The following is a 14219-nucleotide window of genomic DNA, read 5'->3' on the forward strand; positions in this document are numbered from 1 at the left end:
AGGTCCTTATGCGTTTCATCCCTTCCCTGGCTGCGGTGCTGCTGACGAGTGCGGCGCTTTCGGCGTGCGCCACGGGCGGCGGATCAGGCGCAGCGCCCGGCTTCGACGCCGCGCGGATTTCCGAGGACATCCGCGTCCTGTCCGACGACAGCTTCGAAGGGCGCGGCATCGCCACACCGGCGGAAGAGAAGGTGGTTCGCTATCTGAGCGAACAGTACGCCGCCGCCGGTTTCGAACCGGGCGGTCCGAACGGCCAGTGGACCCAGGACGTCATCCTGAACCGCTTCACCCAGTCGAACGTCTCGGCCTCGTTGAAGCTGGGCGACTGGACCCTGCCGATGACCCAAGGGCGCGAGGTCGCCATCTCGACCCGCCGCCCGGCTGAACACGTCAGCCTGAAGGACGCGCCCCTGGTCTTCGTCGGTTACGGCATCAATGCGCCGGAGCGTCAGTGGAATGACTTCAAGGGCCAGGACCTTCGCGGCAAGGTGTTGGTGGTTCTGGTCAATGACGCCGATTTCGAGGAGCCGGCCCTGAACACCTTCGGCGGCAAGGCCATGACCTATTACGGCCGCTGGACCTACAAATACGAGGAGGCGGCCAAACAGGGCGCGGCGGGCGTGCTGATCGTGCACGAGACGGCGCCGGCCTCCTATGGCTGGGCGACGGTGGCCAACTCCTGGGGCGTGCCGCAGTTCGACATCCTGCGCCAGAATGCGGCGGCCGAGCGCGTGCCGATGGAAGGCTGGATCCAGCGCGACGTGGCCGTCGACCTGTTCCGCCGCGCCGGGCTCGATTTCGAGGCGCTGAAGGCCCAGGCGCGCAGCCGCGACTTCCAGCTGGTCGCCTTGCCCGGCGCGTCCTTCTCGACCGACTTCGACGTGGCGACCAGCCAGGTCACCAGCCATAACGTCGTCGCCCGCCTGCCGGGGACAACCCATCCGGACGAGACGGTGCTCTACACCGCCCACTGGGACCACATCGGCATGGGCGAGCCTGATGCGACCGGTGACCGCATCTTCAACGGGGCGGTGGATAACGCCTCGGGCACGGCGGGGCTTCTGGAGCTGGCGCGGATGTTCGGCCAGGCGCCGCGCACCGAGCGGTCGGTGGTGATGATCAGCTTCACCGGTGAGGAGAGCGGTCTGCTGGGTTCGGAATACTATGCGGTGAACCCGGTCTATCCGCTGGCGAAGACGGTGGGCGGATTCAACATGGATTCGATGAACGTCTATGGCCGCGTCACCGGCCTGGGCGTCACCGGCTATGGCCAGTCGGATTTCGACGAACGCCTGGCGGCCGCCATCCAGCCGCAGGGGCGCACCCTGGTCCCCGACTACGAGAACGCGGCGGGCACCTATTACCGGTCGGATCACTTCCCGCTGGCCAAGCGCGGCGTGCCGATGGCCTACGCCGGCAGTCGGGGCGACTTCCGCGACGAACCGATCGCCGCGCGCGAGGCGGCCCGCAGCGAATACGGCGCCAAACGCTATCACCAGGCGGCGGACGAATGGTCGCCGGACTGGGACTACAGCGGTATGATCGAGGATCTGACGGTCTTCTATGACGTCGGCCGCGCCCTGGCGAACGGCCGCGACTGGCCGCAATGGAAGACCGGCTCGGAGTTCGGTCCCGTCCGCGCAGAGACGTCGGACCAGCGTCAGGACTGAAGATGACGAAAATGTAAGGCGGCGGCCAGACTTCGCCGCCTTACAGCTTCGGCCCTTCTTGCTGAGAGTTTCTGATGCGTTTTCTGCTCGCCACCAGCGTCGCCGTCGCGGCGATGATCTCCACCACTGCCTTGGCCCAGGACTTCTCCGCCCAGCGCCTGTCCGATGAGATCCGCATCATCAGCGCCGACAACTTTCAGGGCCGCAAGCCGGGCACGGAGGGGGAGGAGAAGACGCTGGCCTTCCTGCAGGCGCAGTATGAGGCGATGGGCCTGCAGCCGGGCGGCCCCGACGGCCAGTGGCGGCAACGCATCGAACTGAAGCGTTACACGCCGGTCGATGAGGCCGCTGCTCTGTCGCTGACCGGCGCAGACGGCGACACCTATTCGTTGGCCCTGGGGACCGAAGCGATCGTGCGCGCCGTGTCCAACGACGGCCAGGCCGCTGTCTCGGACGCGCTCCTGGTCTTCGCCGGCTTCGGCGTCACCGCACCCGAGCGGGGCTGGGACGACTATGGCGACATCGACGTCCGCGGCAAGGTCGTGGTGGTGGTCGAGGGGGAGCCGGACGGCGACCTGTTCAACGGCGACTACACGACCAACTATCAGTCGACGGCCTACAAGGCTGACGAGGCGTTTCGTCGGGGTGCGGTCGGCCTGGTCATCCTGGCGGGCGAACGCGGCTGGGCGCGCGCGCGCGGCGGGGCGGATCGGCAACGCACCCTGACGCCGGGCGCGGCCGATCTGGAGTTCGTCGCCACACTGGACGAGGCGGGCAAGGGTCGCCTGGCCCAGGCGGCGGGGGTCGATCCGGCGCGCCTGACGGGAGGCCAGGACGGCAGCTTCAAGGCCTTCGAACTGACGGGCGCGACGCTGACGGCGCGCCAGTCCGAGACCATCGACACCCTGGTCACGCACAATCTGCTGGCCCGTATCGAGGGAACCGCGCGGCCGGACGAGGTGATCGTCTATTCGGCCCACTGGGACCATATCGGCGTCGGCGGCGAGCACGCGGACGGCGAGGACAATATCTTCAACGGCGCCTGGGACAACGCCTCGGGCACCATCGGCGTGCTGGAGATGGCGCGCGAACTGTCCAAGGCGCCCCGGCCTGAACGCACAATCGTCTTCGCGCACATGGCCGCCGAGGAGATGGGCTTGCTGGGCGCCTACGCCTATGTCGCCGATCCGGTCTATCCGCTTGAGACGACGGTCGCCGATATCAACATCGACATGCTGCCGCTGTCGGGACCGACGCGCGACGTGCCGATCTTCGGCAAGGGACAGAACACGCTGGAGGACGACCTGGACGCCCTGGCGCAAGCCGAGGGGCGTTACGTCTCGGACGACGGCCAGCCGCAGCAGGGCTTCTACTACCGCTCCGACCACTTCCCGTTCGCGCGGGCGGGGGTGCCGGCCCTGATGCCCTGGCACGGCGTGGATTTCGTGGACGGCGGCAAGGAGGCCGGTTGGGCGGCGTGGCGTGAACGCTTCGGCCGCGTCTATCACCAGCCGTCGGACGAATGGTCGGAAGACTGGGATCTGACCAGCGCGGTCGAGAACCTGACCCTGCTGTATCGCCTGGGCCTGGATCTGGCCAACGGCGAAGAATGGCCGAGTTGGAAGCCGACATCGGAGTTCGGCCAGGTTCGCGCGCGCAGCGAGGCGGCGCGGCGTTAGAGCATGGTCGTTTCAGGCGGAACCGCGCGGCGGTCCTGTGTGAGACGTGATCCATGCGCTCGCTTGAGTCTGTGGTCTGAACCCAGCTTGACCTTAAACGTTAGGGCGGGATGAGACGCCTCTCGCTTCTGTTTCCGGCCCTGTTGGTCGCCGCGTGCGGCCAGGGGCCGGTCAATCCGCCGGACGAGCCGGCGCGGCCGGTTCAATCGCCCGACGCCTTGCAGGAAATCCAGGCGCCTGGACCCTCTTCCCTGGCCAATCGCGGCGCCAAGAGCTTTGTCGGGCGGTGGACGGCCAACGCCGCCTGGTGCGCCAATCCGCAGGGCGACAAGCGGCCGATCGACATCACGCCGATGCGCTTCGAGGGCTACGAGAACCGCTGCGACATCGAACGCATCGCCGAGATCGCCAGCGGCTACGAGCTGTCCCTGGTGTGCACGGCCGAGGGTCGCACCCGCCGCGAGCGCGTCTTCGCGGCCGTCAGTGGCGATATGCTGAGCCTGGTCTATCTGGATCGTGGAGACGACGAGACGATCCGCCTGGGCCGCTGTCCCGGTTCACCCAAGCCCGAAGCCCAGACCAGCGGCCTGATGAAGATGCTGAAGCGGTGAGCCGCCTCAGTTGTTGAAGAGGAAGTGCATCACGTCGCCGTCCTTGACGACGTAGCTCTTGCCTTCGGCGCGCATCTTGCCGGCTTCCTTGGCGCCGGTTTCGCCCTTCAGCGCGACATAGTCGGCAAAGGCGATGGTCTCGGCGCGGATGAAGCCCTTCTCGAAGTCGGTATGGATCACGCCGGCCGCCTGGGGGGCCGTGTCGCCGACGTGGATCGTCCAGGCGCGGGCCTCCTTGGGGCCGACCGTGAAATAGGTCTGCAGGCCCAGCAGATTGTAGGCCTCGCGGATCAGTCGGTTCAGACCGGGTTCCTCGAGACCCAGGGTCTCGAGAAACTCCTTCTGTTCCTCGTCGTCCAGCACGGCGATCTCGGACTCGATCTGGGCGGAGATGACCACGGAGTTGGCGTTGTCCGCGGCGGCGCGGGCGGCGACCTTGGCCGACAGGTCGTTGCCCTTGTCGGCCGAAGCCTCTTCGACGTTGGCGACGTAGAGGGCGGGCAGGGCGGTCAGCAACTGCAGCATGTCCCAGGCCTTCTTGTCCTCCTTGGACACCTCGGCCAGGCGCGCGGGCTTGCCGGCGTTCAACTGGGCCAGCGCCAGGTCGATCAGCTTCAGGTTCAGCTGGCTTTCCTTGTCGCCGCCCTTGGCGCGTTTCTCGACCTGGACGCGGCGGCGCTCCAGACTTTCGAGGTCGGCCAGCATCAGCTCGGTCTCGATGATCTCAAGGTCGGCGATCGGATCGATGCGGTTTTCGACGTGGGTGATGTCGTCGTCGACGAAGCAGCGGGCCACGAAGGCCACGGCGTCGCAGTCGCGGATATTGGCCAGGAACTGGTTGCCCAGGCCCTCGCCCTTGGAGGCCCCGCGCACCAGGCCCGCCACGTCCACGAAGGTGATGCGGGCGGGAATGATCTCCCTGGAGCCGGCGATGCCCGCCAGGACGTCCAGCCGCGGCTCGGGCACCGCCACGTCGCCGGTGTTCGGCTCGATGGTGCAGAACGGATAGTTGGCCGCCTGGGCCGCCGCCGTCTTGGTCAGGGCGTTGAACAGGGTGGACTTGCCGACGTTGGGCAGGCCGACGATCGCGACTTTCAGGGCCATTGGTATCCTCTCGAGGCGCGAGCCTTTAGCCGGTTCGAACCGGTTTGTCAGTCGTATGCTTGAAGGACGGAGGTAAGGCGGGCGCTCAGGCCACCTTCACCCGCGTCGCTGCCTCGGGCAGGTCCTCGCCGAACGCGCGCTGATAGAACTCGGCGATGGTCGGGCGTTCAAGCTCGTCGCACTTGTTCAGGAAGGTCAGGCGGAAGCTCAGAGCCACGTCGCCGCCAAAGATCAGGGCGTTCTGGGCCCAGGTGATGACGGTGCGGGGCGACATGACGGTGGAGATGTCGCCGTTCATGAAGGCGTTGCGGGTCATGTCGGCGACGCGGACCATGGCGGCGACCTGGCGACGGCCGTCGGCGGTGGCGTATTCCGGCGCCTTGGCCACGACGATCTCGGCCTCCACGTCGTGGTCCAGGTAGTTCAGCGTGGTGACGATGTTCCAGCGGTCCAGCTGCGCCTGATTGATCTGCTGGGCGCCGTGATACAGGCCCGTGGTGTCGCCCAGGCCGATGGTGTTGGTCGTGGCGAACAGGCGGAAGAAGCGGTTGGGCCGGATGACGCGGTTCTGGTCCAGCAGGGTCAGACGGCCTTGCGCCTCCAGCACGCGCTGGATCACGAACATCACGTCGGGCCGGCCGGCGTCATATTCGTCGAACACCAGGGCGATGGGGCGTTGCAGCGACCAGGGCAGGATGCCTTCGCGAAATTCTGTGACCTGCTTGCCGTCTTGCAGGACGATGGCGTCCTTGCCGATCAGGTCGATGCGGCTGACGTGGCTGTCCAGGTTGATGCGCACCAGCGGCCAGTTCAGGCGGGCGGCGACCTGTTCGATATGGGTCGACTTGCCGGTGCCGTGATAACCCTGGACCATGACGCGGCGGTCGAAGGCGAAGCCGGCGCAGATGGCGATGGTCGTCTGCGGATCGAAGCGATAGGCCTCGTCGATCTCGGGCACGTGGCTGTCGCGTTCGGCGAAGGCGGGCACGGTCATGTCGCTGTCGACGCCGAAGGCTTCGCGCAGGGTCACGCGGCGGGTGGGTTCCAGCGTCAGCAGGGGATCGGGCGAAGCGTCGAGCGGGGAGGTCATGGGTGTGCGATTAGCGCAGGCGAGGTGACACTTAAACCCCGCTCATCCCGGCGAAAGTCGGGACCCAGTTCTTTTGTGGCGCAATGCGTTGGACGACAGTCGCGGGAACATCAGCCGGCCGTCGCCCAAAGCACTGGGTCCCGGCTTTCGCCGGGATGAGCGGAGGAGGGGTTAGGCGGCGCTCAGTCGGACATCGACATTGCCGCGCGTGGCGTTGGAGTAGGGGCAGACCTGGTGGGCCTTTTCGATCAGGTCGTCGATCACCGCCTGGTCCAGGCCGTGATCGGACACCGTCAGGTCGACGTCCAGGTTGAAGCCTTCTCCCTTGGTGTTCTTGCCGAAGCCGACGCCGGCTGTGACCTTGGTGTCGGGGCCGACCGGCGTGCCGGCCTTGCCGCTGACCAGACGCAGGGCGCCGAGGTAGCAGGCGGCGTAGCCCGTGGCGAACAGCTGCTCTGGGTTGGTGCCGTCGCCGCCCTTGCCGCCCATCTCCTTGGGCGTGGACAGTTTCACGTCGATCTTGCCGTCGTCGGTGGCGGATCGGCCGTCTTCGCGTCCGCCGCCGGAGGCGGTGGACTGGGCGCGGTACAGGACTTCCATGGAAAGGCTCCTTTGCGGTGAGGCTTGAGATATGGGAGCTAACGGGAGAGGAGGAAGGGCCGTTGCATCGCGGCCCCTAGCATCGAGGGGGCGACGCGGGCTAAAGCAGCCGTTCGGGGCGCGTCTTTCGGAGTGCATGGGTGAAGATTGCCGAACGCTGGTTCGTGTGGGCCGGAATGGTTCTGCTGGGCGCGATCGCCCTGGCGGGACTTGTGGTCGCGGTCTATGCGGCCTGGCTGTTCCATGACCTGCCCGACGCCTCCGAACTGGCCGACTATCGGCCGCCGACGGCCACGCGCGTCTATGCCGGCGACGGCACCCTGATCGGCGAGTTTTCCGACGAGCGCCGAATCTACGTCTCCTACGACCAGATTCCCGACACCGTGGTCCACGCCTTCCTGGCGGCCGAGGATCGCAGCTTCTTCCAGCACGGCGGCATCGATGTGTCCGGCATCGCCCGCGCCTCGATCAAGAACGTGGTGAACCTGGCCAGCGGTCGACGGCTGGAGGGGGGCTCGACCATCACCCAGCAGGTGGCCAAGAACGTCCTGCTGACCAACGAGACCAGCCTGAACCGCAAGCTGAAGGAAGCCATCCTGGCCAATCGCCTGGAGGCGACCCTGTCCAAGGAGCAGATCCTGGAGCTGTATCTGAACGAGATCTTCCTGGGATATCGTTCGTTCGGCATCGCCTCGGCCGCCTACAACTATTTCGGCAAGTCGCTGGCCCAACTGACGCCGCAGGAGGCGGCCTTCCTGGCGGCCCTGCCCAAGGGCCCCAACAACTATCACCCCAAGCGCCACCCCGGCGCGGCCAAGGGCCGGCGCGACTGGGTGCTGGGCGAGATGGAACAGAGCGGCTGGCTGACGGAGGCGCAGCTGCAGCAGGCCCGCGCCGCCCCCCTGGTCACGCGCGATGCGCCCCAGCGCGCCGACTACAAGGACGCCGACTTCTTCGTGGAGGAGGCCCGTCGCCAAGCCGCGGCCAATCCGCAGTTCGGCGAGCAGTTGCGCGCCGGCGGTTTCTATATGCGCACCACCCTGGACCCGACGCTGCAGACGGCCGCGCGCGAGGCGCTGATGCAGGGGCTTGAGAACTACGACCGTCGCCACGGCTGGCGCGGGGCCTGGGGTACGACCGACTTCGCCGACGGGTGGGAGAAAGCCGCCTTGGCGCAGCAGAAGACCCCGCCCGAGCGCCGCTCATGGGAAGTCGCCGCCGTCGAGAGCGTCAGCGGAAACACGGTGCGCATCCGCACCGCGCGCGACGACACGGCGGGAACCCTGGTCGCCGCCGACGCCGCCTGGGCCAACGCCAACCGGCCGCTCAAGCGGGGCGACCTGATCCATGTGCAGAAAACCGGCGGCCAGTACGCGCTGAAGCAGGTGCCGCGCGTCAACGGCGCCCTGGTCGCCCTTGAGCCGCAGTCCGGCCGGGTGCTGGCGATGGTGGGCGGCTATTCCTACGCCCTGTCCAGCTTCAATCGCGCGACCCAGGCCAAGCGCCAGCCGGGCTCGTCATTCAAGCCTTTCGTCTATGCGACGGCGCTGGAGGGCGACTTCACCCCGGCCTCCATCGTGCTGGACGCCCCCATCAGCTTCGCCGGCGGGCCGAACGGCCAGCGGTGGTCGCCCGAGAACTACAGTCGCGAATACTACGGGCCGCAGACGCTGCGCCGCGGGCTGGAGCTGTCGCGCAACGTCATGACCGTGCGGCTGGCCCAGCAGGTCGGGATGAAGCGGATCGTGGAACAGTCCGAGCGGATGGGTCTGCCGGGCCTGACGCCCAATCTGTCGGTGTCGTTGGGCGCCGGAGAGGTCACGCCCTACGACATCACCGCCGCCTACGCCGCCTTCGCCAACGGCGGGCGTCGGGTCCAGCCCTATCTGATCGACTATGTCCAGGACCGGAACGGCGAAACCATCTTCAAGGCCGACAATCGCCAGTGCCGCGAATGCGGCCGCGGCTTCTCGGGTCAGGAATCGCCGCGCCTGCAACCACGCGGAACCCAGGTCATCGACCCGATCACGGCCTATCAGATCAGCTCCATGCTGGAAGGCGTGGTCCAGCGGGGCACGGCGACCGGCGCGCGCGGCCTGGGCCGCTGGGTGGCCGGCAAGACCGGCACGACCAACGAGTATCGCTCGGCCTGGTTCGTCGGTTTCACCACCGACATCGTGGTGGGGGTCTTTATCGGCTTCGACGACAACCGGCCGCTGGGTTATGGCGAAACCGGCTCCACCGCCGCCGTGCCGGTGTTCACCCAGTTCATGCAGACGGCGCTGGAGCAGCGGCCCGCCCGCCCGTTCGTGCGGCCCAAGAACGCCGTCTTCCGCATGGTCAACGGCATAGAAGAGGCCTTCCGTCCCGGCACCGAGCGCCAGGCCCCGCCGCCGGTCCAGGCGCCGGTGATCCCCGAGGGGCCGCAGAACTACTATGACGTGATCCGCCGCGAGCAGGAGGCCGCCGCTGCGGCCGCCGGGACCACGCCGCCGCCGCCATCAGCGCCGCCGCCGCCGAAGCGGGAGCCGGCCGAGGACCTGAGCGGCCTCTACTGAGGCCGCTCAGCCCGGAACAGCAGCGAGCCGTCGCCGTAGGAGTAGAAGCGGTAACCCGCCTCGATCGCGTGGGCGTAGGCCGCCCGCATCGTCTCCAGCCCGGCGAAGGCGCTGACGAGCATGAACAGGGTCGACTTCGGCAGGTGGAAGTTGGTCATCAGCACGTCGACCGCGCGGAAACGATAGCCGGGCGTGATGAAGATGGCCGTGTCCCCGTGGAAGGGGTGGACCACGCCGTTCTCGGCCGTCGCGCTTTCCAGCAGGCGCAAGGAGGTGGTGCCGACGCAGACGATGCGGCCGCCGGCGGCGTGGACGGCGTTAAGGGCCTCGGCCGTCTCGGCGGACACCTCGCCCCATTCGGAGTGCATCCGGTGGTCGGCCAGGTCGTCGGCCTTCACCGGCAGGAAGGTGCCGGCCCCGACGTGCAGCGTCACCGCGTGGGTCGAGACGCCCTTCGCATGGATCGCCTGCAGCAGGGCGGGCGTGAAATGCAGGCCAGCGGTGGGCGCGGCGACCGAGCCGTCGTGTTCGGCGAAGACCGTCTGGTAGTCGGAACGGTCGCGGTCGTCCTCGGGTCGTTTGGCGGCGATATAGGGCGGAAGCGGCATGACGCCGACATCGCGGATGGCGTCGTCCAGCGCCGGGCCGGACAGGTCGAACCGCAGCGTGACCAGACCGTCCTCGCCCTTGGCCTCGACGGTCGCGTCCAGCCGGCCCAGGTCGCAAGCGGCGTCGGTCTCCCGTCCGAACCGAACCCGGTCGCCCGGCTTGATGCGTTTGCCGGGTTTCATGAAGGCGGACCAGACATCGGGCGCGTCGCGGTGATGCAGCGTCGCCTCGACATCGACGACCAGGGTCTCGCCTTCGGGGCCGGGCCGTTGGCGGACGCCGGACAGGCGGGCGGGGATCACCCGCGTGTCGTTGAACACCAGGGCGTCGCCGGGGCGGAGAAAGTCGGGCAGATCGCGCACGATGCGATCCGTCAGAGCGCCGTCCCTGACCACCAGCAGACGCGCGGAATCGCGCGGATCGGCCGGACGCAGGGCGATGCGGTCCTCGGGCAGGTCGAAGTCGAAATCGGCGGTCTTCATCAGGCGGGGCACAGGCCACGCGACGAGCAGGGGGTCAAGGGGCCGCCCCTGTGAACCGGGCGGCGGCTGGCGTGTTTGAGGCGGATGAACCCGATCCGTCTGCTCCCCTCCGTCCTCATCGGCGCTGTCGCCAGCGCCCGTTCCATGACCCCGATGGCCGCCATCGCCGGCGCCCGCCTGGCCCACGCGCGGACGCCCGGCCGAATGGTGCTGCTGGACCATCCGTTGTTCAAGTTCGGCGCCCTGGCGATGGGCGTCGGCGAACTGCTGGGCGACAAGATGAAGTCTGCGCCGGATCGCACGGTGTTCCTGGGCCTGCTGGCGCGGGTGATGAGCGCGGGCATCGCCGGGGCGGCCCTGGCGCCGCGCGGGCGCGAAAGGACGGGCGCGGCATTGGCGGTCGGCACGGCCGTTCCGCTGGCCTATCTGACCCTGGCCGGCCGCAAGACGGCCATGCGGCGCATCGGTCAGACCAAGAGCGGCGTCATAGAGGATGCGCTGATCGTGGCGGCCGGGGCGGCGGTGACGGCTTGGGCGGTCGGGCGGCGCCGCTGAGGCGTTGACCGGGGCGCGTTGACGGGCCAAACGCTCGGCCCATGCTTCAGAACCTCGAAACCCTCGCCCGCGAGGCCCGCTCGTGGCCTTTCGAACAAGCCCGCAATCTTCTGGCCCATGTGTTGAAGAAGCGGCTTTCGGACGCGGAGCGGGCTGCGGCCAAGCTGTTGATCGACGCCGGCAAGGTTGATGAGGCGCTCGCGACCTTCGAGGCGCTGCAACGGCCGGTGATCCTGGAGACGGGCTACGGCCCCTCGGGCCTGCCGCACATGGGCACCTTCGGCGAGGTGGCGCGCACGACCATGGTGCGCAACGCCTTCCGCGCCCTGACCGGGGATCATTGGCCGACGCGGCTGATCGCCTTCTCCGACGACATGGACGGGCTGCGCAAGGTGCCTGAGGGCATCCCGAACCCGGAGATGCTGGCCGAAGACCTGCACAAGCCCCTGACCCAGGTGCGCGACCCGTTCGGCACGCACGACAGCTTCGGCGCCCACAACAATGCGCGACTACGGGCCTTCCTGGACTCGTTCGGCTTCGACTACGAGTTCATGTCCTCGACCGAGACCTACAAGTCCGGTCGGTTCGACGCGACCCTGCTGACCCTGCTGGAACGGTTCGACGCGGTCCAGGCCATCATGTTGCCGACGCTGGGCGAGGAGCGGCGCGCGACCTACTCGCCCTTCCTGCCGATCAGCCCGATCACCGGCCATGTGCTGCAGGTCCCGACGCTGGAGCGCAACGTCGAGAAGGGAATGATCACCTTCGAGGATCCGGCGGGCGAGCCCGGCAACCGCACCGAAGTCCCGGTCACCGGCGGCCATGTGAAGCTGCAGTGGAAGCCCGACTGGGCCATGCGCTGGACCGCGCTGGACGTCGATTACGAAATGTCGGGCAAGGACCTGATCGAGAGCGTGCGGGAATCGTCCAAGGTCTGTCGCGCCCTGGGCGGGATTCCGCCGGAGGGCTTCAACTACGAACTGTTCCTCGACATCGAGGGCAAGAAGATCTCCAAGTCCAAGGGCAACGGCCTGACGATGGAGGAGTGGCTGCGCTACGGCACGCCCGAGAGCCTGTCGTGGTACATGTTCCAGTCGCCGAAGTCGGCCAAGAGCCTGCACTTCAACGTCATTCCGCGCGCGATCGACGATTATCTGGCCTTCATCGAAAGCTACAAGACCCAGGAGCCGGCCAAGCGGATCGACAACGCCGTCTGGTCGATCCACGCCGGGAATCCGCCGACCCACACGTCGCCGGTGTCGTTCGCCCTGCTGCTGAACCTGGTCGGGGTGGCCAACGCCTCCACCCGGGATCAGTTGTGGGCCTATTTCGCCCGCTATCTGCCGGAGGCGACGCCCGAGAACGAGCCGCTGCTCGACCGGCTGATGGGCCACGCGCTCAACTATTACGAGGATTTCGTGAAGCCGGCGAAGTCCTATCGCCTGCCCGACGACAAGGAGAAGGCGGCGCTGCTGGACCTGGCCGAACGGCTGAAGGCCCTGCCGGGCGACACGACCGACGGCGAACTGATCCAGAACGAAGTGTACGCCGTGGGCAAGGCCCACGGGTTCGAGCCCCTGCGGGCGTGGTTCGGCGCGCTTTATGAAGTGCTGCTGGGCGCCAGCCAGGGACCGCGCTTCGGTTCGTTCGCCGCCATCTATGGCCTGCCGCAGACGATCGAACTGATCGAAAAAGGCGCCAACGGCGATCTGGCGAGCTGATGATCCTTCTTGCTTCGCTGCAGAGGCGTGCGCCCGCGCTTCACGGCGCGCAGGGGGCCGTCGGCGCGACGAACATGAACCGAAAATAACGACAAGGCTCCGGGAGCCTTCAGCTTCGCCGGCGCATTCTGTCCTGCATCGACAACGGGATGACAGGAGAACAGCCATGTCGAACAGGATCTTCAATACGGGTCTGGCTACCGCCGCCGCGCTGGCCGCGCTGGTCACCGCCGCTCCGATGGCGGCTCAGGCGCAGGCTAACGGCGTCACCAACTGCGATGCGCCAGGCGGCCGCCAGCAGGCCGGTGCGCTTCTGGGCGCGGTGGTCGGCGGCGTGGTCGGCTCGAACCTGGCCCGCAACGAGCGCACCCTAGGCACGGTGGTCGGCGCCGGCGCCGGCGCCGCGGCTGGCTCGTACATCGGCTGCAATCAGCAGCGCGCGCGCGCTGCGGCCCAGTCGAACGCCAACATGTACCGCGCGAGCTCCAACCTGCGCATCCGCAGCGGCCCTGGCACCAACTACCGCCAGGCCGGCAGCCTGTCGGCAGGCCAGCCCTTTACGGCCGTCGGCTCGCAGGGCGAATGGATTCAGATCGCCGGCGGCGGTTGGGTCAACGCCCACTACGTCACGGCCAACTGAGGCCCCCCCTGGCGTCGTGAACCGCCGAAGACCTCCCTTCGCCCCCAAAGGGCTTCGGCAGTCACGATGAACCGCTCGCGCTTCGCCGCTGAGCAAGGAACCCCCGTCCGGTCCGCCGGGCGGGGGTCTTCTATTGGCTGACCCACAGGATCCGCGCCATCCACTCGATATCGGCGCGCGGCACGACGCGCGGGGGATAGTCGGGATTGGCGGACCCAAGGGTTGCGGTTCGGGCGGTCAGGCGCGCCAGTTCCTTGGCCACCACCTCTCCCGTCGACAGACGGGCGACAATCCGATCTCCGCGCCTCGGCGGGGCGGCCTCGCGGTCCACGATGACCCGGTCTCCCTCTCGATAGACGGGCGACATGGAGTCGCCGCTGATCCTCAGACTGAACAGGCCGGCCGAAGGGCGGGGCAACTCGGTCTGGTCCCAGCCTTCACCGGCCGGCAGGCCCGCCTCGTCGAAAAAGCCGTCCTCGCCCGCCCGGGCCAATCCCAGAAGCGGGATGACGGCGGCCTTGGCCTGGGCGTCGTCGGCCAGGGCCGCGAAGTCGGCCAGCGAGACGCCAGTCGCCTCCAGGATTCGCGTCAGGCTTTCTGTGGACGGCCAGCGCGGTCGGGGCGGGTCGCCGGCGCCAAATCGCTTCGAGGGGTTGAAGGCGGTCGCGTCCAGACCCGCCCGTAGCGCCAGGCCGGAGGGCGAAAGCCCTTCACGGCGCGCCAAGGCGTCCAGCGCCTTCCACAATCGAGCATGAGACAGGGGCATGACGCCCTCCGCGAGCGATTCGCCTCAGCTTAGTGGAATGAGATAGGAATGTCTGCCTATTCCAGGCCCGCGGCCCGCCGCTCTTGCCAAGCCCAGAAGGTGCCGACGGCGATGCAGCCGATGATCAGATAGCT

Annotated in this window: 12 protein-coding genes; 7 read left to right on the forward strand and 5 right to left on the reverse strand. The window is 67.9% G+C overall.

From position 1 onward, the window contains the following. Positions 1 to 8 precede the first annotated feature (8 nt). The 3 genes from B2U11_RS08930 to B2U11_RS08940 all read left to right on the forward strand — a co-directional run bounded on the left by B2U11_RS08930 (position 9) and on the right by B2U11_RS08940 (position 3960). Positions 9 to 1670, forward strand: a complete 1662-nt coding sequence (locus tag B2U11_RS08930; RefSeq protein ID WP_292071237.1) for a M28 family metallopeptidase — start codon at positions 9 to 11, stop codon at positions 1668 to 1670. Positions 1671 to 1744: 74 nt separating this feature from the next. Continuing rightward, complete coding sequence (locus B2U11_RS08935; protein WP_292071239.1) at positions 1745 to 3349, forward strand: M28 family peptidase; 1605 nt, start codon at positions 1745 to 1747, stop codon at positions 3347 to 3349. A 110-nt stretch (positions 3350 to 3459) separates the two neighbouring features. Next, positions 3460 to 3960: a hypothetical protein gene (locus B2U11_RS08940; RefSeq protein ID WP_292071241.1), complete on the forward strand. Its 501-nt coding sequence runs from the start codon at positions 3460 to 3462 to the stop codon at positions 3958 to 3960. Between the two features lie 6 nt (positions 3961 to 3966). Here the strand turns inward: B2U11_RS08940 and ychF are convergent, their stop codons facing one another. The 3 genes from ychF to B2U11_RS08955 form a co-directional block, all read right to left on the reverse strand. Next, on the reverse strand, positions 3967 to 5064 hold the full coding sequence (gene ychF, locus B2U11_RS08945; protein ID WP_292071243.1) for a redox-regulated ATPase YchF: 1098 nt from the start codon (positions 5062 to 5064) through the stop codon (positions 3967 to 3969). Between the two features lie 85 nt (positions 5065 to 5149). Next, positions 5150 to 6154: a cobaltochelatase subunit CobS gene (gene cobS / locus B2U11_RS08950; RefSeq protein WP_292071245.1), complete on the reverse strand. Its 1005-nt coding sequence runs from the start codon at positions 6152 to 6154 to the stop codon at positions 5150 to 5152. A 171-nt stretch (positions 6155 to 6325) separates the two neighbouring features. Beyond that, complete coding sequence (locus B2U11_RS08955; protein WP_292071247.1) at positions 6326 to 6754, reverse strand: organic hydroperoxide resistance protein; 429 nt, start codon at positions 6752 to 6754, stop codon at positions 6326 to 6328. Positions 6755 to 6930: 176 nt separating this feature from the next. On the opposite strand from B2U11_RS08955, the gene B2U11_RS08960 reads away from it, so the two are divergent. Further along, positions 6931 to 9312, forward strand: a complete 2382-nt coding sequence (locus B2U11_RS08960; RefSeq protein WP_292071257.1) for a penicillin-binding protein 1A — start codon at positions 6931 to 6933, stop codon at positions 9310 to 9312. On the opposite strand, the gene queA is transcribed toward B2U11_RS08960, so the two are convergent. Next, the gene (gene queA, locus B2U11_RS08965) at positions 9306 to 10403 is read right to left on the reverse strand and encodes a tRNA preQ1(34) S-adenosylmethionine ribosyltransferase-isomerase QueA (RefSeq protein WP_292071249.1); all 1098 of its coding nucleotides are present in this window, start codon (positions 10401 to 10403) and stop codon (positions 9306 to 9308) included. The two genes, B2U11_RS08960 and queA, sit on opposite strands and share 7 nt — an antisense overlap. Before the next feature lie 144 nt (positions 10404 to 10547). Here queA and B2U11_RS08970 point away from each other — a divergent pair, with 144 nt between their 5' ends. The 3 genes from B2U11_RS08970 (at position 10548) to B2U11_RS08980 (ending at position 13319) form a co-directional block, all read left to right on the forward strand. Further along, positions 10548 to 10958, forward strand: coding sequence for a hypothetical protein (locus tag B2U11_RS08970; protein ID WP_292071251.1), 411 nt, complete (start codon positions 10548 to 10550; stop codon positions 10956 to 10958). Between the two features lie 41 nt (positions 10959 to 10999). Next, positions 11000 to 12679: a lysine--tRNA ligase gene (locus tag B2U11_RS08975; RefSeq protein WP_292071253.1), complete on the forward strand. Its 1680-nt coding sequence runs from the start codon at positions 11000 to 11002 to the stop codon at positions 12677 to 12679. A 166-nt stretch (positions 12680 to 12845) separates the two neighbouring features. After that, positions 12846 to 13319 carry an SH3 domain-containing protein gene (locus tag B2U11_RS08980; RefSeq protein WP_292071254.1) on the forward strand — a complete coding sequence of 158 codons (474 nt, stop codon included), beginning with the start codon at positions 12846 to 12848 and terminating at the stop codon, positions 13317 to 13319. A 130-nt stretch (positions 13320 to 13449) separates the two neighbouring features. Here the strand turns inward: B2U11_RS08980 and B2U11_RS08985 are convergent, their stop codons facing one another. Beyond that, on the reverse strand, positions 13450 to 14085 hold the full coding sequence (locus tag B2U11_RS08985; RefSeq protein WP_292071255.1) for a S24 family peptidase: 636 nt from the start codon (positions 14083 to 14085) through the stop codon (positions 13450 to 13452). Positions 14086 to 14219 lie beyond the last annotated feature (134 nt).

Origin of the sequence: Brevundimonas sp. UBA7534 (assembly GCF_002479325.1) — a bacterium.
Lineage (GTDB): Bacteria > Pseudomonadota > Alphaproteobacteria > Caulobacterales > Caulobacteraceae > Brevundimonas.